The 24452-nt window shown below is 58.5% G+C and carries 21 protein-coding genes and 3 pseudogenes; 16 read left to right on the forward strand and 8 right to left on the reverse strand.

The window, feature by feature from the left end; genetic code table 11:
- Positions 1-317 (reverse strand): IS110 family transposase (locus tag ACTIEN_RS19965; RefSeq protein WP_439524909.1); only part of this gene is annotated, 317 nt, incomplete at its 3' end.
- 132 nt (positions 318-449) lie between these two features.
- Between ACTIEN_RS19965 and ACTIEN_RS19970 the strand changes: the two genes are divergently transcribed.
- Positions 450-1001 (forward strand): outer membrane beta-barrel protein, encoded by a 552-nt coding sequence (locus ACTIEN_RS19970; RefSeq protein WP_439524910.1) that lies wholly within the window; start codon positions 450-452, stop codon positions 999-1001.
- Positions 1002-1071: 70 nt separating this feature from the next.
- Positions 1072-1305 (forward strand): annotated as a pseudogene (locus ACTIEN_RS19975) (response regulator); the annotation flags it as partial.
- A 35-nt stretch (positions 1306-1340) separates the two neighbouring features.
- Here the strand turns inward: ACTIEN_RS19975 and ACTIEN_RS19980 are convergent.
- Positions 1341-1481: pseudogene (locus tag ACTIEN_RS19980) on the reverse strand (IS3 family transposase); the annotation flags it as partial.
- Between the two features lie 86 nt (positions 1482-1567).
- Between ACTIEN_RS19980 and ACTIEN_RS19985 the strand changes: the two are divergent.
- The 3 genes from ACTIEN_RS19985 (at position 1568) to ACTIEN_RS19995 (ending at position 4122) form a co-directional block, all read left to right on the forward strand.
- On the forward strand, positions 1568-2311 hold the full coding sequence (locus ACTIEN_RS19985) for a phage/plasmid primase, P4 family (protein ID WP_439524911.1): 744 nt from the start codon (positions 1568-1570) through the stop codon (positions 2309-2311).
- 9 nt (positions 2312-2320) lie between these two features.
- Positions 2321-2767 carry a hypothetical protein gene (locus ACTIEN_RS19990; RefSeq protein WP_439524912.1) on the forward strand — a complete coding sequence of 149 codons (447 nt, stop codon included), beginning with the start codon at positions 2321-2323 and terminating at the stop codon, positions 2765-2767.
- An 83-nt stretch (positions 2768-2850) separates the two neighbouring features.
- A complete protein-coding gene (locus ACTIEN_RS19995) occupies positions 2851-4122 on the forward strand; it encodes a tyrosine-type recombinase/integrase (protein ID WP_439524913.1) in 1272 nt (423 codons plus the stop codon).
- A 406-nt stretch (positions 4123-4528) separates the two neighbouring features.
- Here ACTIEN_RS19995 and pcaF read toward each other — a convergent pair whose 3' ends face one another.
- Positions 4529-5731: a 3-oxoadipyl-CoA thiolase gene (pcaF, locus tag ACTIEN_RS20000; RefSeq protein WP_439524914.1), complete on the reverse strand. Its 1203-nt coding sequence runs from the start codon at positions 5729-5731 to the stop codon at positions 4529-4531.
- A gap of 130 nt (positions 5732-5861) precedes the next feature.
- Positions 5862-7406 carry an FAD-dependent oxidoreductase gene (locus ACTIEN_RS20005; RefSeq protein WP_439524915.1) on the reverse strand — a complete coding sequence of 515 codons (1545 nt, stop codon included), beginning with the start codon at positions 7404-7406 and terminating at the stop codon, positions 5862-5864.
- A 435-nt stretch (positions 7407-7841) separates the two neighbouring features.
- Here ACTIEN_RS20005 and ACTIEN_RS20010 point away from each other — a divergent pair, with 435 nt between their 5' ends.
- From ACTIEN_RS20010 to ACTIEN_RS20050, 9 genes are all read left to right on the forward strand, one after another.
- The gene (locus ACTIEN_RS20010; RefSeq protein WP_439524916.1) at positions 7842-8063 is read left to right on the forward strand and encodes a biotin/lipoyl-binding carrier protein; all 222 of its coding nucleotides are present in this window, start codon (positions 7842-7844) and stop codon (positions 8061-8063) included.
- A gap of 4 nt (positions 8064-8067) precedes the next feature.
- A complete protein-coding gene (locus tag ACTIEN_RS20015; protein WP_439524917.1) occupies positions 8068-9462 on the forward strand; it encodes an acetyl-CoA carboxylase biotin carboxylase subunit in 1395 nt (464 codons plus the stop codon).
- Entirely contained in the window at positions 9459-10049 is a 591-nt protein-coding gene (locus ACTIEN_RS20020) for a biotin transporter BioY (protein WP_439524918.1), read from the forward strand. The genes ACTIEN_RS20015 and ACTIEN_RS20020 overlap by 4 nt, the downstream gene beginning before the upstream one ends.
- A gap of 28 nt (positions 10050-10077) precedes the next feature.
- On the forward strand, positions 10078-11631 hold the full coding sequence (locus ACTIEN_RS20025; RefSeq protein WP_439524919.1) for a 3-hydroxyacyl-CoA dehydrogenase: 1554 nt from the start codon (positions 10078-10080) through the stop codon (positions 11629-11631).
- Positions 11632-11680: 49 nt separating this feature from the next.
- The gene (locus ACTIEN_RS20030) at positions 11681-12466 is read left to right on the forward strand and encodes an enoyl-CoA hydratase-related protein (RefSeq protein ID WP_439524920.1); all 786 of its coding nucleotides are present in this window, start codon (positions 11681-11683) and stop codon (positions 12464-12466) included.
- Between the two features lie 226 nt (positions 12467-12692).
- Positions 12693-14228 carry an acyl-CoA carboxylase subunit beta gene (locus ACTIEN_RS20035; protein ID WP_439524921.1) on the forward strand — a complete coding sequence of 512 codons (1536 nt, stop codon included), beginning with the start codon at positions 12693-12695 and terminating at the stop codon, positions 14226-14228.
- 26 nt (positions 14229-14254) lie between these two features.
- Complete coding sequence (locus ACTIEN_RS20040) at positions 14255-15430, forward strand: CaiB/BaiF CoA transferase family protein (protein WP_439524922.1); 1176 nt, start codon at positions 14255-14257, stop codon at positions 15428-15430.
- A gap of 68 nt (positions 15431-15498) precedes the next feature.
- Positions 15499-17091, forward strand: coding sequence for an acyl-CoA carboxylase subunit beta (locus ACTIEN_RS20045; protein WP_439524923.1), 1593 nt, complete (start codon positions 15499-15501; stop codon positions 17089-17091).
- Positions 17092-17193: 102 nt separating this feature from the next.
- Positions 17194-18171 carry an NAD(P)H-dependent flavin oxidoreductase gene (locus tag ACTIEN_RS20050; protein ID WP_439524924.1) on the forward strand — a complete coding sequence of 326 codons (978 nt, stop codon included), beginning with the start codon at positions 17194-17196 and terminating at the stop codon, positions 18169-18171.
- 80 nt (positions 18172-18251) lie between these two features.
- Here ACTIEN_RS20050 and ACTIEN_RS20055 read toward each other — a convergent pair whose 3' ends face one another.
- The 4 genes from ACTIEN_RS20055 to ACTIEN_RS20070 all read right to left on the reverse strand — a co-directional run bounded on the left by ACTIEN_RS20055 (position 18252) and on the right by ACTIEN_RS20070 (position 22452).
- Complete coding sequence (locus ACTIEN_RS20055; protein ID WP_439524925.1) at positions 18252-19433, reverse strand: MFS transporter; 1182 nt, start codon at positions 19431-19433, stop codon at positions 18252-18254.
- A gap of 48 nt (positions 19434-19481) precedes the next feature.
- Positions 19482-20963: a tripartite tricarboxylate transporter permease gene (locus ACTIEN_RS20060; protein WP_439524926.1), complete on the reverse strand. Its 1482-nt coding sequence runs from the start codon at positions 20961-20963 to the stop codon at positions 19482-19484.
- Positions 20964-20978: 15 nt separating this feature from the next.
- The gene (locus ACTIEN_RS20065; RefSeq protein ID WP_439524927.1) at positions 20979-21425 is read right to left on the reverse strand and encodes a tripartite tricarboxylate transporter TctB family protein; all 447 of its coding nucleotides are present in this window, start codon (positions 21423-21425) and stop codon (positions 20979-20981) included.
- 73 nt (positions 21426-21498) lie between these two features.
- A complete protein-coding gene (locus ACTIEN_RS20070; RefSeq protein ID WP_439524928.1) occupies positions 21499-22452 on the reverse strand; it encodes a Bug family tripartite tricarboxylate transporter substrate binding protein in 954 nt (317 codons plus the stop codon).
- Between the two features lie 342 nt (positions 22453-22794).
- On the opposite strand from ACTIEN_RS20070, the gene ACTIEN_RS20075 reads away from it, so the two are divergent.
- Positions 22795-23733 carry a LysR substrate-binding domain-containing protein gene (locus tag ACTIEN_RS20075; RefSeq protein WP_439524929.1) on the forward strand — a complete coding sequence of 313 codons (939 nt, stop codon included), beginning with the start codon at positions 22795-22797 and terminating at the stop codon, positions 23731-23733.
- A 434-nt stretch (positions 23734-24167) separates the two neighbouring features.
- Positions 24168-24419 (forward strand): annotated as a pseudogene (locus tag ACTIEN_RS20080) (hypothetical protein); the annotation flags it as partial.
- Positions 24420-24452 lie beyond the last annotated feature (33 nt).

Consider the following 24452-nt stretch of genomic DNA (forward strand, 5'->3'; position numbering starts at 1 on the left):
AGATTGATCGCGTCTCGCCGATCCGTCTTGATCCGGTCCCCCGATTTGCGTGGGATCAGCGACGGGGCTACGACGACGCAGTCATGCCCTGCAGCAGCCAATTGCCGCTGAATACCGTAGCCGCACGGCCCGGCCTCATAGCAAAACCGAAGCACCGACCCGTTTCGCGAGAGTCTGCTCGAAAGGCGCGTCAAAGCGGCAGGCGTGTTGGAAATCTGTCCCTGTGCACAAACCTCGCCGCGCCCGTCTGTCGCCAAAGCAACCGCTATCGTATCTTTGTGAACATCCAAACCGATGTAGGTGATACCCTTGTCCATGGCCCGTCTCCTATGCAAGAGGCTCTGCGCCAGGACATCCGGCGTAACCCTCGAACCAGCATACTGTGAGACGGGTCGCCCTATCTCAGGCGAACATGTGGTCTAGCTGAAGAAGGAAGGCGTCAGCTTCGATTGCAACTGGATGTTACGCACGCGCTGGACCCGTCAAATCGCGTGTTCTCGCGCGCCCGAATTAGCGCGGCTTATCGCGTTGCCTTGCCCGAACGCCAAGTCCTGCAAGTGCGGACGCGGTTGGGGTATCGGGATCAGGACGAAGGCAATACATTTGACGGATATGATCAGTTGGAGTTTCTGACCGACATCAGCTATTCTTGGCAGTCCTCGGATTGGAAATGGTATGTTCTCGGGGCAACTTATCATGACCGACGCAACGCGCAAAATGACATTTACAGCTATGGTGAAACGGGCGCGCGGCTACTTACGCGGTATCGGCTCACGGACAAATTGACCACATCTGTAAGGGTTGGGGTGTTCGACAGAAGCTACGCAAACGATTTCAGGAGCGATCAACGGTTACAGGGAGCGATCAGTTTGGAATACGCGCTTGCCGACAATCTGTCTATCGAGACCTATGGCGGATACATCAGAAACGCATCAAACGTGTCCAGCAAAGATCATGAAGGCGCAATTTTCGGAGTATTTCTGAAACTGGAGTTTCCCTGAGCCGGGGAATAGCTGCGTTCGAAACCAACGATTGCCAGAGGGAAAGTAGGATGAAGAAAGCAAAGTCGGGGTGCAGACGAGAATTCTAGCCGTTGATGATGACCGTATAGCACTTGATTTACTGGTCAGTCTAGCCGACCGGCTTGGGTTTGAAGATGTGTCAACCGCGTCATCGGCCGAGACCGCATTGGAAATACTAAATGGCGCCGCAGAGGTCTTTCAATGCTTGCTTTTGGATATCAGTATGCTGGGAATGGACGGGATCGAACTGTGCGCCCTTATTCGCAAACTTCCAGCCGATGAACCGCCCCGGATTTTCCGGAGGCCGTTTGATTTAAGCTACGCAGCCATCTCTGATCTTTCCAGAGTTGCGTCGAAGTTTGCTTCGGCCTTTGCTGGCGGAATGTTTCCGATGGGTTCTAGCAGGCGGCGGTTGTTGAACCAGTCGACCCATTCGAGCGTTGCGTATTCCACGGCTTCGAAGCGCATGATTTTGACACGGATTATAGTACCGACGTTCTCTTTGCCTCCGGTGAAACGATCCATTCCAGAACGATGGCTATCGAGTGGACCGGTTCGCTATCGAAAATGCGAGAACCTGGAAATATGTCCCTGCCTGGGGCGCATGGATGTACTGGGATGGCCGCAAGTGGTCGCGCGATGAAACCGGCGCGGTAAGAGAACGCGCACGGCAAGTCTGCCGCAAAGCTGCACAACAATCGGATAGACCGGGCGACGCGCGGCCCATCGAAAGCGAAAAGACCATGTCCGCCTGCCTCCGCATCGCGGCCTGCGATCCGCGGATCGCAACATGCACCGCCGATTGGGACGCCCATCCGATGCTTCTGAATACACCGACGGGCGTCGTTGATCTCGAAACGGGCGAAATCCTCGCACATGATCCCGGGTTGCTGATTTCGCAGATGACGTCCGCATCCTTGGGGAATAACCGCATGCGTTGGGACGCCTTCCTCAACGAAATCACCGCAAACGACCCGGAATTGACCACGTATATGGCCCGCCTCGCCGGGTATTGCCTGACCGGGTCCACATCGGCGCAGGTGTTTTCCTTCCTTCATGGCGATGGTGCCAACGGAAAATCGGTTTTCTTGTCCACGATCGCGCATGTTTTGGGCGACTACTCCGCCACAGCGACCCTCGACACGTTCATGGCATCGCGAAATTCTCGACACCTGACCGAGCTGGCCGGATTGAAGGCCGCACGCCTCGTGATCGTACCCGAGACGGAACAGGGCTGCAGCTGGGCAGAAGCACGCATCAAGTCTGTGACCGGCGGGGAAGCGATCTGAGCCAATTTCATGCGCCAGGATCATTTCGAATACGTTCCGCAGTTCAAACTGATCATTGCCGGAAACCACCGTCCTCAACTATCCGGGCATGGAGAGGCCATGCGTCGCCGCCTTCATCTTGTTCCGTTCGAAGTGACGATCTCACCTGAAAAACGCGATCCTCAATTGATGTCCAAGCTGAAGTCCGAGCGCGACGGAATCCTTGGGTGGATGGTTGAAGGTTGCGCGGAATGGCAACGGCTTGAGAGACCGCTTCCAGGTCTCCCTGCGCCGGGGGCAGTGCTCAGCCCCTCCCACATAACCCTCGAAAACAACGCAAAAATCGGTCGCATCCGGATCTGGAGAACGCTTTCGCGCGGGCAAATGGCGGACAGGAAGGGAGCACTACCCTCCTTGCCACGAAGGGAATTTTTTAGTATTTTATTTATTTTTATCAGTATAGAATGGATATTCTAATCTCATCCAAGATCACTCCGCATCACCAAATCTCTGCTAAAAGTGTATCCCAAGTGTATCCCAAGTGTATCCCAAGTGTATTTATGACAGCATCACTCTCTACCGACATCGCAATCAAAAAATGGAAGCCCACAAAGTCTCGTGAGACACGGAGCGTTGGTGGACGTGACGCACTCTACGTACGTTGCTCTCCATCGGGCGCCAAAGCTTTCTATCTGCGACCGGACAAATCGACATGGCTGAAACTTGGGGACTACCCCGCCGTTAAGCTGGCTTCCGCTCGCGAGATCGCCCTAGTTGCTAAACGGCTTCGGAACGAAGGTTTCGGCACAGCGTCGATTAAAAAGGGTCTGGCAAACTCCGCGGATGCATCGACTTTCGAAAAGGTTGTCCGCGGCGAAGTGTTGGGCGGCGTTTCAGACGAAGATGCGCGGGTTCCGACCTATGATGACATTTGGAGAGAGTGGTTCTCTGACATCGAGCCACATTTGCAGGAGGGTCCAAGTCGTCGTCGCCCTAGGGCGATCCACGAACAGCACATCAATCCTGCTATCGGAAAACGCCCGATCAACGAGATCAGGCGTCGGGAACTGTACGACATGTTGCTACCGATGTTCCGCGAGATCCCAGTTTCTGCCGGGCATGCGCTTGGGCATGTGAGCAAAGTCTTCGAACTGGCGATCACGCGTGAGTTCCGTGAAGAAAATCCAACCCCGCCGCGATCGCAATTCCCTAAACGCACCACACCCAAGAAATCGCACGGCACCCTGCCCTACGAAAAGATGCCAGAGCTTTGGCAGGCTGTCACCGAAGGCAACGCAAGCTTGTCAACGCGGCTCGCCATCCTGACTGCGATGGTCACAGGGCACCGCATCGGTGTGGTTGTTCATGCAAAGTGGGAGCATATCGATTTCGAGGCCGGCACATGGACTATCCCCGCGCGCAGAAACAAGCAAGAGAAAGGCCGGATGAAGTCAGGCCGCGAGTACTCGCTGCGTTTGCCAGATGGTTTGTTGAGCCGCCTAAAATCCGTCAATGCGCGGAACGGATACGTCTTCGAGAGCCCGACCACCAAGGGCAATGTATCTGCCAACGCATTGCTCAAGGTTCTCAAGCGGTTCGACCCGGAGCTGACCAACCATGGTTTCCGCAACGCGATCAAGGAGTTTTGCCGTAAGGCTGAGCCGCCGGTGCAAGATCATATCGCTGACGCGTTCTGCGATCACTCGTTGAAAGGTTTGGACGCTTCCTACCGCCGGATGGATACGTCGAAGGAACGAGCGGAGTTATCTGCACGGTTGTATGATTTTGTTGTCGGAGTTCTGCACACCGAAAAACGACAAGATAAATCTTGATCGAACTATGCCTTGAATTTTGCGTCTGTACAGCTCACCGGCAATACGTCTTGGAGTATTCCAGATACCAGGATTTTAGGTCTTACAAGCATGTCGGTTAAGATTTGTTGACCCGTTGGAGCCAAAGCGGTTGAAGCCAATGACTCGCGCGCAGCCCCGATCTGGATACGATTGGGCTCGCGCCCAAAAATCTGGCCGAGCTTGCGAAGATGCGTGCGGCCATTGCGCCACGCCTGCTGCGGAACTGGCAGATCGGAAATGCGGCGAAGTTGGCGACCCTCGGTCTTGTTTCGCAAACCCCGCTGCAGGCGACCACGGTCGCACTCTGCTGGCCTATACAGCGGGGGCAAGCCCGGCACCTGCCGCCAAGGTCATGTGCTCCGGCAGGCGTTGCTGACACCGCGGATTATGCGGCAGCTTCCAATCCGATGGCGATGCCCTGGCCGACGCCGATGCACATCATTGCCAGTGCCTTTTGTCCCGGTCGAAGATCCAGCGCGGCCGTGCCCGTGATCCGCGTGCCCGACATGCCAAGGGGATGTCCCAGGGCAATCGCGCCACCATTGCGGTTAACCCGCTCGTCATCATCGGAAATGCCCAGCATCCTCAGGGTTGCGATACCTTGGGATGCGAAGGCTTCGTTCAACTCTATCACCTGAAAATTCGTCTGCCCCAGGCCCAGGCGCGCCATCAGCTTTTTTGCGGCCGGTCCCGGCCCGATGCCCATTATGCGCGGCGGAACCCCGGCCGTGGCCCCGCCCAGCACGCGGGCGATGGGGGTCAGGCCATGCGCTTTCACCGCTGCTTCCGAGGCGACAATCAAGGCCGCAGCTCCGTCATTGACGCCGGAAGCATTCCCTGCCGTGACGCTACCTTCCGTGCGCACCAGACCGCGCAACTTGGCCAGCGCCTCTGCCGTGGTTTCAGGGCGCGGGTGTTCGTCTTGATCAACGATCAATGGAGCTCTCTTGCGCTGCGGGATTGCCACAGGCGTAATTTCGCGGCCCAAGCGCCCGCTTGCCATGGCCGCTGCCGCCTTTTGCTGGCTGCGCAAGGCGAAAGCGTCCTGGTCTTGGCGGCTGATGCTATAGTCATACGCTACGTTTTCTGCTGTCTCGACCATCGAATCGACACCGTATTCGGCCTGCATCACAGGGTTCACGAAGCGCCAGCCGATGGTGGTGTCATGCACCTCGTTCGCGCGGGAAAAAGCGGCGGTGGCCTTGGGCATCACGAAGGGTGCGCGCGACATGCTTTCGACGCCGCCTGCAATGACAAGATCGGCCTCTCCGGCCTTGATGGCGCGCGCGGCGGTGATAACCGCGTCCATACCCGACCCGCACAGGCGGTTCATCGTGGTCGCAGGGACAGTGTCGGGGTAGCCCGAAAGCAGCAGGGACATGCGCGCGACGTTGCGGTTATCTTCGCCTGCCTGATTGGCGCAGCCAAAGATCACCTCGTCAATCGCAGCCAGATCGAGTGTGGGCGTGCGGGCCGCCAGTGCGCGCAGCGGGATCGCGCCAAGGTCGTCCGCCCTAACCGGGGAGAGCGCGCCACCGAACCGTCCGATCGGGGTGCGAATGTAGTCACAGATATAGACGTGGGTCATGGGCCATCTCCGGCGCTTGGGTTTTTAATTATCAGAGTGCGGGCCTGCGCCCTCCGCCGTTGGTGCAAGAACACTGATCGCGCCAGAATGGATCGGCGCGATGCCCGGTCCGCAGCGCCCGCGTTGACAGCTATCGCCATGGTGTGAGGCTGGCCGCGTCTTCTCCGGCCTTGCGACCACTGACGAAACACTCGGTTAGGTTGCCGCCTGACAGATACAGGAAGCCCCAGATACTGCCCAACTCGCCCGCCACATAGAGTCGGGGGATCGGTTGGGAAAATCCGTTCAGAACGCGTTGCTGCGCGTCATGCCGGGGGCCGCCCTGAGTGTTCGACACGACAGGCCAGATATCCGCGACGAAAAACGGGGGGGTCTGCACCGAGATCATCGACGCCACGGGGCGACCGAAATCGGTATCCTTGCCCTGGCGGCACAAGTCGTTCCAACGTGTCAGTGTAGCGGTCAAGTGCTTGGCGTCACACCCGATCAGGTCGGCTAGTTCGTCGATGCTGTCGGCGCGTTTCAGCAGGCCCGCGTCTACCTCTGCAAGGTTGTCCGCGCTCCACTCCAGCGGAGTCACGTCCCGGTCATTGTAGACGACGCTGCCCAGCGGGTACATCTGCCGCCCGATGTCATCCACGATTAGGTGGCATGGCATCCGGGGGTGATCCATTGTCGTCGGCTCGATCAGTTCTAACGCCCTGTGCCCGGTATCCTGCATGTAGGGCTGGTATTCATTGGCGAACCGTCGGCCATCGCGATCCACGAGGATCCAGCTCATCGGGACGGCGCTTGGCGCAGCTTTTGGTGTCCATGCGGGAAGGCTTTTCAACCTAATGCCCATCGGAAACGCGGGGTCTGGATGACGAAATCCGTAAGACCCGTGGAAATGCCACATATGCCAGAGGTCGGCGCCCGCTGCAGTGGCCATCCGCACGCCGTCGCCTGTGTTCCCCCGAAAGGCCGCCGACGCAACAGGACCGATCTGCCAGAATTGTTGCTGCATCTCGGGGTCACTCTCGAACCCGCCACAGGCCAGAATGACGCCTTTATGGGCGGCCACCGCGCGCGGGCCTGCGTCAGACTCGATCCATATTCCCCGCACCTCGCCTTTTGGGCCAAAGATCAGGTTATGCGCGCGGGTCTGATAGCGGACGTCAAAGGCGCGCATCTCGACATTGCTTTGCAGAACCCGGAACATCTTTGGCCCGCCGCGCAACGCTTTCACCGCCGGATAATCGTGTTTGGAGTCAAAGCCGGGAATCGTGTCGATCTCAAGAAAATAAAGACGGTCAAACCCTTCGAACGGGTAGTTCCCAAGGCGTTCCACGCGGGCTGTGGTGGCGCCGCAGGCCTGTGCGAGACTATTTACATAAGCGTCCAGCTCCATCATCGCATTTGCAAAGGCAGTGTTGATCGGCTCAGGCGTAGCGTCGCCGTTTGTGCTGTTCAGATAGGCGCGCGCCGCCGCAACATCTTCGGCAAGGCGCAGCCCGCCACCCGAACAGATCGAGATGCCACCGGGATCCGGCATCTTCTCGATCAGCAACACCCGCGCAGAAGCGTCATGCGACGAGATGGCCGACACAGCCCCTGCGAAGCCGAAACCGACGACAACGACATCAAACGCCTCGTCGAAGTCTTCAGTGTAAGGATCAAAGACGTGTTGAGTCATCATGCTCTCTGGGGCCATGGGGGTGCGGCTGCGCCTGACCAAGTCGACCGCCAGGTCGGCAGTTCCACAGGCTGACTGACGGGTTGTGCCCACATCGATACGGACCGGTGCAGGGCCTATCAAATAGAATTTCGGTATTCGGGAATGCATTTTTCGGATTGCCTGTGCGGGCGCATCACGCTGTTATGCCTCGCCGTCCGAAGGGCCGGGGTAGCGGAACGAACCGCCCAGGGAAGCAACAGTGAAGAGGGCGCACCCGAAACTCTGCCCGGCGCGGGGCAGACGCCTGGGGCAAGTACCTCGGTCAGTGCATAGCTTGATGCAGAAATTATATTCGACTGCATAGCCCGGTCGGGCCTAACCCTAAAGATCACAGGGGCGCACATTCGGTCCAGCAATGGGCTGCGGTAAGGCTAGGACTTGGAGGGGACAAAAATGGCGATCATTGATGTGAAGGCTGAAATTTCCGGAAATGTCTGGAAGATCGAAGCCGCGATAGGCGACATGCTTGAAGAGGATGACGCAATCGCGATCCTCGAATCCATGAAAATGGAAATCCCGATTATCGCGCCGGAAGATGGCAAGCTGGTCGAGGTTCTGGTGGCCGAAGGCGATATTGTTGCTGACGGGGATATCATCGCCCGGATGGAAGTCTAAGCCGATGCCCAGAGATATGACCCGAGTGTTGATTGCAAACCGTGGCGAAATTGCGCGCCGGATTATCCGGTCGTGCAAGGCCATGAACCTGAAAACTGTTGCGGTCTATTCAGATGCGGATGCTGCCGCGTTGTTTGTCGAAGAGGCCGATGCTTCGGTTTATCTCGGGCCGTCGCGGGCTTCGGACAGCTATCTGAGGGCAGACCTGATCTTACTGGCCGCTGAGCAGACCGAGGCTGATGCAATCCATCCGGGCTATGGCTTTCTTGCCGAGAATGCCGAATTTGCCGAGGCAGTAATAGCGGCGGGCTTGATCTGGGTCGGATCGGACCCGCAAACGCTGCGCGACATGGGCGACAAGGACCGCGCCCGCGCCATCGCGCGCCGCGCGAATGTGCCGGTCGTTCCCGGCAGTGACAGGGTCGGTGTCGGATCGGATTTGGATATCGCGGCGTTTGCGTTGGCCGTCGGATATCCTCTACTTGTCAAGGCCGCGGCCGGCGGCGGCGGCATCGGGATGCGGCTGGTGGAGCGCGAGGACAAGCTGAGCCGCACGGTTGAGGCGACGCAGAACATGGCACGAAAAGCCTTTGGCGACGGGACCGTGTTCCTTGAACGCTTCGTCAAGCACGCGCGCCATGTGGAAATTCAGGTCTTCGGCTATGGGGACGGATCGGCGATTCACCTGTTCGAGCGTGATTGCTCGTTGCAACGCCGGTTCCAGAAGGTGATCGAGGAAAGTCCCGCCCCCGGCCTGCGCCCCGACGTTCTAGCAAGAATGGCAGACGCTGCGCTGTCGATGTGCAAGGCCACGCACTACGCGGGGGCAGGTACGGTCGAGTTCATCGTCGATGCCGAAACGCAGGATTTCTTCTTTCTGGAGATGAACACCCGCATTCAGGTCGAACATCCTGTGACCGAGATGGTGACGGGCGTTGATCTTGTCGCCATGCAGATTGCACTCGCGGCCGGCAGGCTTGACCCGGTTCCCCAGTCCGAGATCACCACCACCGGCCATGCTGTGGAATGCCGACTTTACGCCGAAAAGCCCGAAAAAAACTTCATGCCGTCTCCCGGCCCCCTACGTCGGCTGCGCCTGCCGCCCGACGCCCCAGATCTGCGGATTGATTGCGGATATCGCGAGGGGGACGAGGTGAGCATTTTTTACGACCCCATGGTCGCGAAGATCATCGCCCATGGCCCGAACCGGACAGCCGCCTGCAAATGCGCAATCGCGGCGCTGACCCAGATCGAGGTTGAGGGGATCAAGACCAACCGCGACTTCCTTATCGCCTGCCTGAACGATCCGCAATTTCAGTGTGGACATGTCCACACCTCGTTCATCGACCAGAATATGAAACAACTTCTTTCCGCACTTTCAGAAGGATCTCTGCAATGACCCATGGCACCACAACCCAATCCAACGCCTTGTTGGGGCATTTTGCCAGCCCCGCCAGCCCCAACGCGGCCTTGCTGCACAACGCCTTGATCGTGCTGACTGGAACGCTTCTGATCGCTGTGAGCGCGCGCGTTCAGGTTCCTATGTGGCCCGTGCCGATGACGATGCAGACCTTCGCAGTCCTGCTGCTGGCGATGTCGATGGGGGCACGGTTGGCGGGCGTCACGCTCGGCTTCTACCTGTTCCAAGGTGCAATCGGGCTGCCAGTCTTTGCCACCGGGGGCGGCATTGCGTACTTTGCAAGTCCGACAGCCGGGTTCTTGGTCGGGTTCCTTACCGCATCAGTCGCCGTGGGCTGGCTGGCGGATCGGGGATACGCGAAAACGCTGCCCGGTGCATTCGCTACCGCGCTTGTCGGGTGTGTGATCATCTACACGATGGGCGCAGGTTATCTTGCCCTGCATCTCGGTCTGGCCCCGGCCTTGCAGGTTGCCGTTCTGCCCTTCGTGCTGAGCGACATCCTGAAATCAGCAACCGTGGCCGTTCTGCTGGCGTCAGCGCATGGTGCTCTTGCGCGGCGTCGCTAGAACCTTCACAATGGCACAGGGCAATGCAATGAAAACTAGGCGTGCGGACTTCTCGGGCACAGCGCCAGACAAAATGCCGCTTGACGCTACGCACTCGTTCCGGATCAAGGCCATAGGCATTGTCGGCGCTGGCGCCATGGGCGTCGGCATCGCGCAGGTGGCCGCCATCGCCGGCTATGATGTGCTGCTCTTCGACCAACGGCCAGGCGCTGCCGAACAGGCCTGCGAGTCGGTGCTACAACGGCTCGACAGGCGGGTCAGACAAGGCCGGTTGAGCGAAGACGACCGCGCGACAATCAGCGCGCATCTGAAAGCGCAGGATGACCTTGCCGACCTCGCGCCCTGCGACCTGATCGTCGAGGCGATTGTCGAGGATCTGGACATCAAGCGCGACCTCTTTGCCGCGCTTGCCACGATGACTGGACCAGAAACTATCCTTGTCAGCAACACATCCTCGCTGCCCATCGGCGCGATTGCGGCCGGAAACCCACTGGCCGAGCGCGTTGCCGGTCTTCATTTCTTCAACCCTGTTCCGGTCATGAAATTGGTCGAGGTGATCCCCGGTCCCGACACGCGCATTGATGTGGTGGCATGTCTGATGGATTTTGCGCGCACGCTGGGCCATACGCCGGTGCAGGTGCGCGATACTCCCGGCTTCCTGGTCAATTATGGGGGGCGCGCCTTTCTGACCGAAGGATTGGCGCTGCTACAAGACTGTGTCGCTGAACCGACCCAGATCGACGCGGTGATGCGCGATTGCTGGGGTTTCAGCATGGGGCCCTTCGAGTTGATGGACCTGACCGGTACGGACATAAATCTTGCCGTCACGGAATTCATACATCATAGCAGTTTCGGCGATCCGCGGCTTCGTTCGACCTTTAGGCATCGATACCAGTTCCAGACCGGCCACCTTGGACGAAAGACCGGGCGCGGTTATTACGACTACAGCGACGGGGCGACGCGTCCCTCGCCAGACACCAAAGTCGATGCCTTGCCTGCGCGCGCCATCTATCTTGCCGACAGTGTAGACGTCGAAACCGCTGATCTGGTCGCAAGCCGGGCGCAGATCCTGCAACAGGACGACGGGGAATGCGCGATCCTCGCCGCCCCGCTCGGCGAAGATTGCAGTGCGTTTTGTGCGCGCACTGGGCTTGACCCGCACCGGGTCGTGGCGCTGGACACGACCGGGTCACTGGCAACGCGGGTCACGCTGATGGCCGCACCGGGGGTGCGCTCGGATATCCGCGATAGCGTCGTGGCCATTTTCGCGCAGGATCGGCAGGTCACGCTGATCGCGGATTCGCCCGGCTTCATCGGCCAACGCATCGTCGCGATGATTGCCAATCTTGGCTGCGAAATGTCGCAACGGCAACTGGCACGGCCCGGGGATATCGACACCGCGATGCGCCTTGGTCTGAACTATCCCCGCGGGCCGCTGGAATTGGCCGATGTCCTGGGGGCGGACGCCGTGTTCACCATTCTCGGTGAAGTTCAGCGCCTGACAGGGGACGACCGATATAGACCCTGTTCATGGCTGCGGCGACGGGTGCAGCTTGGATTGCCTATCCGCCAGCCGGATTAGACTGGCAGCAAAGGTTTGCCCCCTGCATCAACAGACATTGGAGACCGCCATGCATGCTGACACCTATCCCGACCTGAAGCTGGCGCATCTTGCTAGCGGTGTGGTGTCTATCCAGATCGACCGCCCTGATTTTCGCAATGCCCTGAACATCGCGGTCCGCACCCAGCTTGCCATGGCTTTCACGGAAGTCGCGCAGAGCCCCGATGCGCGGGCCATCGTGCTATCCGGCACCGGCGGGTCGTTCTGCGGTGGCGCAGACTTGAACGAAATGGCCGATATCACGGCTATCGACATGTACCTGCGTCACACGGAAACCCTTTGGGCTTCCATCGCGGCCTGCCCCTTGCCGGTGATCGCGGCTGTTAAGGGTTATGCGCTGGGCGGCGGGCTAGAACTGGCCATGCACGCCGATATCATCGTGGCCGATCCAGCTGCTAAACTGGGCCAGCCAGAAGTGCGCGTGGGCGTCATGCCGGGCGCGGGGGGAACCCAGCGGTTGCAACGTGCCATCGGCAAACCCCGGGCAATGCTCATGTGCTTGACGGGAGCGATGATCACGGGCGCGGAGGCGGCGGAAATGGGGCTGGTCAGCAAGCTTGCCGAGGACGGCGACGCTATCGCCGAGGCAACGACCATCGCAACGCAGATCGCCGCGATGCCACCGATTGCCGTTGCGCAGATCAAGGAAGTGATGCTCGCCGGGGCCGATGCACCGCTGGCGACCGCGCTGATGCTGGAACGCAAGGCCTTCCAGCTACTTTTCGCGAGCGCCGACCAGAAAGAGGGGTTGGCCGCATTCCGTGAGAAGCGCAGGCCTAAATATCACGGCAAGTGACGCGATGTCTGTTGCCACGCGGCGCATTGCACCCCGAAGACGATATAAATTTTAGGTGTAGAGTGATGCTGAAATTGTATTCGACTGCATAAGGTCGCAGTTTCTATAGTACTTTAAGCAATAAGGAAATCTTCGTGCGGACCCCGACAAGACAAGTGTTCACGTCACAAGACGTGCGCATCGACCTTGTTCCTTGGTGTACCGGCTTGCATGTGAGGAAGACCAAATGAAATTCGAGGACAAGATATCCGAGCATGAGAAGCGCAAGTCACACGCGCTTTCCATGGGCGGGGACGAAAAGCTGGCGCGTGTGAAGGCGGCGGGCAAACTTAATGCGCGCGAACGCATCGGATACCTGATGGACGAGGGCAGTTTCCTTGAATCCGGTCTGTTTGCGACCTCCATGCTCCCCGAAGATCGTGACTCCACCCCCGCCGACGGCAAAGTCGCTGGCTTCGGTAAGATAAAGGGGCGGATGACGGCTGTTGTCTCGAATGATTTTACGGTGAAGGGGGCATCCAGCAGCCCGGTCAATTCGAACAAGATGGAGCACGTCAAGAACGTGGCGGCGAAAAACGGATTTCCGGTTGTTTTTCTTGGCGAATCCACCGGCGCCCGGATGCCGGATATCATGGGTGCGAAAGGCATTATCGGCGTGAACAACAATCCGCGCCAATACATGCGGCTGAGGACGAACCCATGGGCTGCGGGGGTTCTGGGATACTGTTTCGGCTCGGCTACCTGGTATTCCGCAATGGCCGATTTCACGGTCATGCGCAAAGGGTCATGTCTTGCCGTTTCCAGCCCGCGCCTCGTGGCCATGGCGACAAAGGCGAAGGTCGATTATGAGGAACTGGGCGGTTGGCGGCTGCATACCGAGATCACCGGGCTTGCCGATCTTGCCGTGGACACGGATGAAGAAGCGTTGGAGGCTATTCAGCGCTATCTGAGCTATATGCCGCAACACGCAAATGAAGCCCCGCCGCGTGTAGCCGTACCCGAAGGGTCGGACGCTTTGGCCGAGGATATTCTGGAAATTATTCCCGAAACATCCGGCAAGACCTATGATGTGCGCAAGGTGATCGAGCGCGTTGCGGACAAGGATAGTTTCTTTCCGCTGAAGGCCCGTTTCGCGAAAACCCTTGTCACTGGTCTTGCGCGGATTGACGGGCGCAGCGTCGGCATCATCGCGAACAACCCCTATTTCAAGGGCGGCGCGATTGACGCAGATGCCTGTGACAAGGCGATCAGCTTTCTGGTCCAATGCGACTCTTACAACATCCCGATTGTATTACTGGTGGACCAGCCAGGTTTCCTGATCGGGGAGGAAGCGGAAAAGCGGCGTATCCCGGGCAAGGTGATGAACTGGCTGAACGCACTGGCGCTGTGCACTGTGCCTAAGATCTCGATCATCATGCGCAAGAGCTATGGTCTGGCCGTGCGCAACATGGGCGGCAGCAACAATGCCGACGAAGTTGCGGCATGGTGGTCGGCCGAAGTCAGTTTCATGGACCCGCGGTCGGGGGTCTCGGTGGTGCATGGCGTTTCGTACGACGAAAACCCCGAAGCCTATGCTCAGGCAATGGAAGAGATGTCGCGTGACACCTCGGCGTATGATCTGGCGTCGATAAATGGTGCGCGGGCTGTAATCGACCCGCGCGAGACGCGCCAGTACCTCAAGCAGATGCTCGAAGTGTATGAGTGTGGTCTTTCCGGCGGCATTGGAAAGCACATGCTGCACAACTGGCCAACCGGATTCTGATCCGCCCTGAACTGAAGGAGTCTGCAATGACTTTCGAGAAACAATTTCATGAAACTGCGACGGATAGACCATTTCCGCTGGAGGGTGTGCGCATTCTGGACTTTTCCCATGTTCTGTCCGGCCCCCATTGCACGATGCTTCTGGGCGACCTTGGCGCAGAGGTGATCAAGGTCGAACGCCCGGCTGTCGGGGATGAAAATAGAAGAATGCGCCAGTTTCAGGGCCGCAGTGAAAAAGATCAGGATTACTTCTATCCTATGAATCGAAACAAGAAGAGCATTGTATTGAATCTCAAGGACCCTGAGGATCTTGCGCGGGCGATCACGCTTTCAAAAAGCGCGGATGTGGTCGTCGAGAATTTCACTCCGGGGGCAATGAAGAAACTGGGGCTGGACTATAAATCGCTGAGCAGAGAAAACCCAAGTCTGATCTATTGCTCGATCTCGGGCTACGGACAGACCGGACCCTATCGCAACCGCAAGGCCTACGATTCCATCATTCAGGCCGTGGCGGGTGTCATGTCCATCACAGGAGAGTCTGACGGCCCCCCTCTGCGTAGCGGGTTGATGTTCGCGGACCTGAGCGGGGCGATGTATGGGTTTTCGTCGATTCTCGTGTCGCTTTACGCACGCGAGAAGACTGGCAAGGGGAATTATATCGACCTGTCGATGGCGGATGCACTGCTCAGCCTGTATTCGACCAATGCCGCAGAATACCTCGCAATCGGAAAAGTGCCCTCTCGGGCCGGGTCGGAAAACCCCGGTCGAAGCCCAACAGGCAGCTATCAGTGCAAAGATGATCGTTTCGTGCAAATCATGGGCGGTAGTAACGCGCTTTGGCCCAATTTCTGCACGGCTTTGGGCAAGCCTGAACTGATCGACGATCCCCGGTTTTCCTCCAACGACCTGCGTATCGAGAACCGCAAGACATTGCGGAAAATCCTGAGCCCCTTGTTCCGCCAGAAGCCTGCCCTGGAATGGGTTGACCGCCTGTCCGAGGTGGGGCTGCCGATTGCGCCGATTAATTCGCTGGCAGATGCAATGGACGACCCGCATTTCAAGTTTCGGCAGATGGAACTGCCGTTGGAGCATCCGCATTCGGGACGTATCCGCACGATCAACAATCCCTTCCGGTTCAGCAGTTACGAAACATGGCGCAGTTCGCCACCCCCGCTGCTGGGTGAGCATGATGACGATTATTGACGCATGAACCCTAAGGCAAACGCTACACCTGCGGGCGGCAATGGGCTGAAGAGTGGAGGAACGACAGTTTGACATCTGACAAGAGCGAGTCCGAACACCCGACCGATTGGTCCGACGAATACCGGGAACTTTCGTTCCGGCGCGCCAAGGCCGATGATCTGGGGGGCGAGGATGCCGTCGGCTTTCAGCACAGTCGTGGCAAGAATACCGTGCGCGAACGGATCGAGATGCTGGTTGATCCCGGCAGCTTCCACGAGCTTGGGAAGATCGCAGGCAAAGGTGCCTATGACGAGGCAGGACGTCTGAATGATTTTGTCCCCTCGAACGCAGTGATCGGCACTGGCAAGGTTGCTGGGCGCAAGCTGGTGGTATCTGGTGATGACTATACCATCCGGGCCGGTTCCTCGGAATCGACAGTGTCGGACAAATGGGTCTATGCAGAGCGTTTAGCCCATGAATATCGAATGCCGCTGGTCAGGCTGGTCGATACCGCTGGCGGCAGCGTCCGGATTCTGGAGCAGAGCCAATCCACCAAAATCCCCGGTTATGCACGCTGGCCGTCGATCTCGTTGCTGGGACGCGTGCCTGTCGTCGGGATGGGGTTAGGCGCTTGCGCGGGGCTTGGTGCAATCAAGGTCGGACTGTCGCATTTCTCGGTCATGACCCGCGACACGGCTTTTGTTTTCGCGGGCGGTCCGCCGGTCGTGAAGCAGGGTCTGAAAATGGATGTCACCAAGGAAGAGCTTGGCGGCGCACGGGTGCATACGCGCAGCGGTGTCGTCAGCAACGAGGCGAAGGACGAAGTAGGCGCTTTCGACCAGGTGCGACGCTTCTTGTCCTACATGCCGCGCAATGTCTGGGAAACGCCACCGAGAACAGTATCGCAGGATGATCCGAACCGCGCCGAGACCGCCCTTGACAGCATCATTCCGCGAGATCGCCGTAAGGCCTACCGCGCGCGCGATATCGTGCGGCTGGTGATGGACGAGGGCAGCCTGTTTGAGGTCGGCAAACGCTTCGGCGCTTCGGTCATCACCACCTATGGACGGCTGCACGGCTACGCCGTAGGCGTGATCAGCAGCGACCCGACCGTCATGGGCGGTGCATTGACGCTTCAGGCCGCGCGCAAGATGGCCCGGTTCATCGACACTTGTGACACATTTCACCTGCCGATCGTGAACTTCGTCGATCAGCCGGGGGTGATGACCGGCCCCTCTGCCGAGGCGTCGGGAACATTGAGCGCGGCCATTGATCTACTTGGGGCGATAGAGCAGGCCGAAACTCCTTGGTGTTCGATCATCGTCCGCCGCGCCTTTGGCGTGGGCGGCGGGGCGCATGGTCCCAAACACGGGCCGGAAGGCCGTTCTCTGAACCATCGCTTTGCGTGGCCTTCGGCGCGCTGGGGGTCGATCCCGGTCGAGGGTGGGGTTGCCGCCGCCTACAAGAAAGAGATCGCCAACTCCGAAGATCCCGAACAGTACCGCACCGATCTGGAAGACTACTATAACGAGCTTGCTTCACCCTTCCGGACGGCCGAAAAATTTGGCATCGTAGATATCATACGGCCCGCCGAAACGCGTCAGGTGCTGTGCGGTTGGGTCGAGGATGCCTTCGAGCTGACAAAGCAGCAAACGGGCCTGAGGCAGCGGACGATGCGGTAGGGACCTTGCATTGGCCAGCTACAGGCGGTTCGATGTTTGGCGGGCCGGCGCCACGCGCGTTTCTATCTGGACAACCTGCCTGAACGACGGGAAACCACACAAATGAAAACACGTTTCACCGAAGCCTTCGGCGTGCGCCATCCCATTATGCAGGGCGGTATGAACCATGTCGGATATGCCGAGCTGGCCTCGGCCGTTTCGAACGCGGGGGGTCTTGGCATCCTGACGGCTCTCACGCAACCGACACCTGCTGATCTGGCGCGCGAAATCAGGCGCTGCCGCGCGATGACCGACCAGCCCTTCGGTGTGAACCTGACCTTTCTGCCATCATTCAAGCCGCCGCCCTATATGGACTATATCGCCGCCATCATCGACGAGGGTGTGACGATCGTGGAAACCGCCGGGCGCAACCCAGAAGACTATCTGCCGGACCTGAAGCAGGCTGGGGTCCGTGTTATCCACAAATGTACCTCTGTCCGGCACGCAGAAAAGGCGCAAGCGATTGGCTGCGATGCAGTCAGCGTGGACGGTTTTGAATGCGCGGGTCATCCCGGAGAAGATGACGTGCCCAATTTCATCCTGTTACCGCGCGCGGCAGAGGTGTTGCGCATCCCTTTCCTCGCCTCGGGCGGGATGTCGGACGGGCGCAGCCTTGTGGCGGCGCTGGCGCTGGGGGCAGATGGCATCAACATGGGAACAAGGTTTCTGGCAACAAGGGACGCGCCTGTGCATCCCAATGTAAAACAGGCCCTGCTGGACGCGGATGAGCGGTCAACCACGCTTGTCATGCGAAGCCTGCGAAACACTGAGCGGGTGTTGCGCAACACAGCCTCTACGGCGATCCAGAAAATCGAGACGCAGAAGGGCGACACGATCGACATCAGTGATATTCGCCATCTCGTTGCTGGCGCGGCCAACCGGAGCGTCATTCAGGACGGAGAGATGGACGCCGCCGTCTGGAGTTGCGGCATGGTCGCCGGGTTGATCGATGATATCCCGACCGTGGCCGAGTTGATCGACCGCATCATGGTCGAAGCAGCAGAGATCATTGGCGGAAAGCTGGCCGAAACCCTGAACTAGAATTGCGCATCGCGCGGACCCGCTGGTCCAGAGAACAGCAGCCGGCCCTGCGCAGCGGCTGCGGGGTCGACCGGGCGGTATCAGCCTGCGCGCTCCTCCTCGTGCTCGGGTACGGAAATCCGGGTGCTGCCGAAGCTAAGCACAAGCCCCAGCAAGACGAACACCCCGCTCACACCGGTCAACACCACAACTCCACTGATTGCCAGCGGCGTCAACACCTGGGTCAGGCGATTGCAGGCCAGCCTGAAACCCAGAACCTCGCCGACCTTGCTCTGGGGCGACAGCGCGATCGTGCGGGTGATCGACAGTGGCTGCCCAAGCCCCAGTCCCAAACCGATAGCTACCGAAACAATAATAAGACCGGCCACACTCTCGGTGAACGGGAGGGCCAGAAAACTGATCCCCGCGAAGGCGATTGACAGGATGATGACCTTGTTCTTGCCAACCAAACGCACGATCGGAAGCAGGAAGAACCGCATCACCACCCCGCCTGCGTTATGCAACCCGATTATGACACCTACCCACGCCGCAGAGATGCTAAGCGACAGGGCATAGAGCGGGAAATATGCGACGAACATATCCTTGCCCATCAGAATCAGCGAACTGACCAGAAAAGCGCGGAACATGTAGCGGTGATACCCGAATATCTTGCGCGGATTCCCGAAGCTGGCGCTGTGGGCCGATGCAGGCTGCCGGGCGTTGTAGGTCTTGTCCTGAGCTATGAGCGGTATGACAAAGCCAGTAGAAAGCAGAGCAGGCAGTGCAAGGATCAGAAATGCCCAGTCATAACCCAGATATTGCGCGACAAAGCCACCGATAAAGGGGCCGATCAGGCTGCCCAGCGCGACGCCCATGCTGAAAATCGCGATCGACTGTTCGCGCGCCCAGGGCGAGGTGGCGAATCTGCCGCTTTGATTTTGCGCCGCAAGGATGAAGATCGTGAAGCCGGTCCCGGCCACCAGTTGCGAAATATAGAGCCCCGTCCTGCCACCTGCGATGAAAGGAAGGACCAACCCGATAGCACCGACAACGCCACCCAGTACCAGCGCGCGCCCCATCCCGTGCCGGTCCATCAGTGACCCGGCGAACGAGGCCAGCAGCAGCGGCACGAAGGCGAAAACCGCCACCAGGATCCCCAGCTCCTCGGGGCTGATGCCGATATCGATGGAATATAGCGGGACGATTGGACGCGTGCCCGTAATCCCCATGACGAAAAAGAAGGTCGCCATCGGAAGCGGGGGGATACTCTGAAGTCGTCTCAAGACCCGCACTTCTCCTGCTCTTGCGGCGCCGCTTTCCGATGCCGTCGTTTATTTCCGCGCGGTTCGCTTCATGTGTGTCAACAGGCTCACCACAACGATCGCAAGGATAATCAACAAGATCCCGATCGAGTATGGGCGCGTGAAGAACATCACGTACGTCCCATCCGAGATGAGAAGGGCGCGACGCAGGCTTTCTTCGAGTATCGGGCTGAGAACGAAGGCGAGGATGAAGGCAGGGGCCGAAAAATTCAGCTTGTTGAGCAGGAAGAATAATACGCCGAACCCCAGCGCAATCCACAGATCGAAGATCATGCGGTTTGAGGCATAGACCCCTATAAGCGCGAGAATCAGGATGATCGGCACGAGCAGATGGTTCGGTGTCTTAAGCACGTAGGCAAAGAACGGCGTCAGCAGCTTGCCGACCGCGAACATCGCGAAGCAGGCAAGAAGGAAACCGTAGAAGATGCCGTAAACCAGCGTCGGATTTGTCGTGAAGATCGACGGACCGGGCTGGATACCGTGGATGATGAAAGCGCCGAGAATGATCGCGGTAGAGGCCGAACCCGGAATACCCAGCGTGATGAGCGGGAGCAGCGCGCCGCCGACAGTGGCATTATTGGCAGATTCAGGGGCAGCGATGCCTTCCGGGTTCCCGGTTCCGAAACTTTTGGGATCCTTTGACGTATTGCGTGCCAGACTATAGGCGAACCACGCTGACGCCCCAGCGCCCATGCCCGGAATGATCCCGATGATCGAGCCGACCATTGAACCAAGGCTGATCGCTTTTCCGGTCCCCCAGAACTCGCGAAAAGTGATATGTGTGCTCAGTCCGCGCTTGTCAGTAACAAAAGTGCGATACAAGTCGGTGCTTATCATCGACAGGATCTCGGCGATGGCGAAAATCCCGACCAGAACCGCGATCAGATGCAACCCGTCCAGCAGTTCGGCCTGCCCGAAGGTGAAGCGCTGGGAGCTGGAGATCACGTCTATCCCGATGGTTCCGGCCATCAAGCCCAGCACGACCGAGATAAAACTGCGCGTTACGTCGCGCGCGCTCAGGCCAGCCACGGCGATCAGCCCGAGAACGCCAATCAGAAAGAACTCCGGGTCGCCCATGCGTACAGCGACAGCGGACAGTGGCAGCGACAGGAACAGCAGAACGACCCCGCCAAACAGTCCGCCGATCGTCGAGGCCGCCAGCGAATAGGCAAGGGCCTTGCCAGGCGAACTTTTGCGCGCCAGCGTATTGCCGTCCAGCATGGTCGCGGCTGCCGCAGGCGTGCCGGGAATACCAAGGATGATGGACGAAATCGACCCGCCGTACTCGGCCGCCTGATAGGCCGCCACCAGCATCAGGATCGAGGCCAGGGGGTCCATGCTGTAGGTGAAGGGCAGCAAAAGCACGATGGCGACGGTAGCGCCAAGGCCAGGCAGTGCGCCGATCAACATACCAACCAGCGTCCCAATCACGATTCCGATCAAGCTCGAAATTTCGAACAGGCTTTGAAAGTCGAAATCAAAGACCGCCATCAAAGGATCCTTCCATCAGAAACGCACGCCCATGACCAGTTCGAACAAGCCATAGATCATGAAAGTCAGGACAAGCGACGTGACCAGGATAATGGCCAGTCGGCGCAACTCAAAGTTGGGTTGAAACAGCAGCATCAGGCCTGCGACGAAGATATAGACAAGGGGGTAGAACACGCTCAGAAATGCCCAGAGGGTGATGAAGGCCGCGATTGCCCCAATACCCGCCAGCACATACCCGAGGTTCGGCACGGTGAGTGTCTCATCCTCGGGTCGCCTCAGTGTCTGTACAAACGACAAACCGCACAGGAAGATCAGCAACACGCTCAAGATGAAAGGGAAGTACCCCGGCCCGATAGAGCCCCGCGTGCGTGGGTCCCGAAGCCCCGATGCGGTCCACAGATATCCTGCTGCCAGCAAGACAAGAAACGCCAAAGCGAAATAGGATGCTTTCTTGTAGCTCATGGTCCCCCCTCCGGCGTACAAAAACAGGCGCGCTAACAGGTTGGTGAGCCTGCAAGCGCGCTCATTCAAGACTTCAGTCGATCAGGTTGGCGCGGCGCAGAAGCCGTCCATTCTGTTCGAAATCCTGCTTCAGAGCCTCGGCATAGTCGTCCGGCCCCTGATAGGCAATTTCGAAGGATTGGCCTTTTAGGACTTCCTGAATCTCTGGATCTTCCAACGCTTGCTTGAAGGCATCGTGAAGGATCTCAAGCCGATCTTCAGGAATGCCCAAGGGTGCGACAATCCCGCTGAAAGCGTCTTTGTAGGCAGAAATGCCGATATCGGCGAGTGTCGGCACATCTGGGTGTCTTGATGACCGGTTTTGCGAAAAGTTGATCAAGGGACGGGTCAGGTCAGGGTCGGCATTACCTTGGAAAGTGGCAACCCCGCCGACATTCCCGCCCAGCATGGCAGCCATTGCCCGCCCACCGCTGTCATAAGGGATTGCGCGGGTTTCGAGTTCGGCTGCCTCGTTCAGCACTGCCATTGCCAAATCCGAGATGCTGCCGTTGCCCGGCGTCGCGTACGTGAAAATACCGGGGTTTTCCTTTACATATTCCACCCATTCTTCAGCGGTTTGCCACGGGGCGCCTTTCTGAACCAGCAGGACCTGTGGAATATCCACAAGGCGGATGATCGCCTCGAAGCTGTCATAAGAGTAGTCGGCGGTGTCGAAATGCGGCTGGATCGTAACCGGGCTGTTGGATGTAAGCGCGACAGTGTAGCCATCAGGATCGGCGTTCATCGTGGCTGTCATCCCGATGGTCGTGGCGCCACCGGGGACGTTGACGACGATCACATCAACCGGGTTGGGCAGGTATTTTCCCAGAACAGACGCGAAAAGACGTGCAGCGCGGTCCGTGCTGCCACCGGGCCCGAATGGGGTGATGATTTCGATGGTCCGCGATGGGTAGATGTCTTGCGCATTGCCGATCGCAGGCGCAACAAGCGCTAGGAACGCGGCTATGGTTTTTCCGAGTGTCTTCATTTGTCTCCTCCTGAACGTAATCCTCGCCAGGTTATTCTTCGCTCCGTGATCCCCCTCCAGGACACTTGCACAGAGTTTATCTTTCAGCGAGTGGGCCCAGCATTGACCGTCCATCCTATTTGGTCCAACATCAATTGAGTATGTCCTTATGTCTTTTCTGCATAGCCTAAGTTATCGGTCAGAGCTCGGAACCGGGGGCTAGCCGGGGGAAGGAACAGCGATACCTGCGAAACGCTGCATCCGGTGACAAGGGCGTCGGTATGACCGAAAACAAGGGGACTTACCGGCCTTCTCGGCGGCGGTTCCTGCGTCTCATCTTCCTTCAAAATATTCGGAGCGCGAATGACGAACAGGCTTAACCTCAAACAACTGGACGCATTCCGGGCTGTCATGGTCTCGGGCTCGACGGCAGAGGCCGCGGCGCTGTTGAACATCTCGCAACCTGCCGTCAGTCGTTCGTTGCAGAACTTCGAGACCGCAGTCGAGTATGAATTGTTCCTCCGGCGCAACGGACGACTTGTTCCCACGCGCGAGGCGGAAATGCTGTTCGATGAGTTGGACCAGCTTTACCACAGCTTTGACCATATCTCGAATATAATGAAGAACATAAGACCCGCAGGCTACGGCCATATCCAGATCGTGGCCTCGACCCCCATGGCGCAGCGGTTCCTGCCCGATGTGTTTGCGCTGTTTCAGGAAACCCATCCGAATGTGTCGATTTCGTTGCGGATTGTCGTCAAGCGCGAGGCCAAGAAATGGCTAGACTCACAGCAGTTCGATCTTGCGCTGCTGAGCCTGCCAATCGAATATCCCGTCGCCAGCACCGTGCAACTTGCCAGCGTCTATGCATCCTGTGTTTTGCCGCGCGGACATCCATTGGCACGCAAGGACGTCATCCACGCCGCCGATCTAGCCGATTATCCCTATATCTCGATCGCGCCGGATACCTTGCTGCGCTCGCGGGTGGACCGGGCGTTTCAGTCCCTTGGGATCGAGCGCAAGAAGATGCTGCTGGAAACCCAGTCAAGCGCATCGATCTGCCAGATGGTCGGAGCGGGCATGGGTGTGTCGGTCGTTGATCCGTTCAATGCAGTGGCGTTTCAGAACGCCAACATCGTCGTGCGGCCGTTCGAGCCTCGATTGCGCTTTGACTATGGGTTGGCCTTTCCGGTGAATCGCGAATCCACGCAACTTGCCAAAAGCTTCGTGACCCTCGTGAAAGATCACTTGCGCGAGTTTCTCGTGGAAAACCCTTGGGCGGCGGACGAAAAAGAAAGCTAGGTGCAGGGCTCGTTGATCGAAGTCTTGCAGCAGATGCGCGCATTGAATTCACAATTTTCAGGTCTGACCTGACGGCACCTCGGATCATGACCGTGAAGAACGCGCTGGAAAAACTCTCGGTGGCGCTGGGCGAATTGCGCGTTCAGCTTTTGAACATTGTGCGGTTGCCGCCTCCGGTTTGACGGTCGCGCGTCGTCCTTCAGGCACTTCATGACCGTCGCTCTCGAAAGGCCCGACTCGTTTGCTAGGGCCCGGATGCCGCAGCCTTCGCCTGATATCTAGCCGCGGATATTCATTGCCGATACGTCAGCCCCCCTGCCCCTGCGCAGTGCCAAGACGCACGGATGTCAACACGGCAGCTGGATCAGTTTTGACCGCGGATTTATCTATCTGAACAAAGGTCGGTTAGCAGAGTTTCTAGATCTGCAAGCGTCGCCGAACTGACACGCAAGCAACTCCTACGGGGTGTCCACCGATCCACCGCCGAACTGGAGGCCGAAATTACGGCTTTCATTGAGGCGCACAACGGCAATCCCAAACCATACCGATGGTTCAAATCTGCTGACGCGGTCCTCGCATCCGTCAAGCGGTTCTGCCAGCGGACACTACGAATCCCATGTGCCGAACTCAAGATTCGCGTGACTAGCACTACTTTGGCAGATTTTCATCTGGGCGTTCTTCGATGAGCTTTTCACAGTGAGGGCATCGTATTGGTGGGG

Origin of the sequence: Marivita sp., from assembly GCF_051859345.1 — a bacterium.
Classification (GTDB): Bacteria; Pseudomonadota; Alphaproteobacteria; order Rhodobacterales; family Rhodobacteraceae; genus Marivita.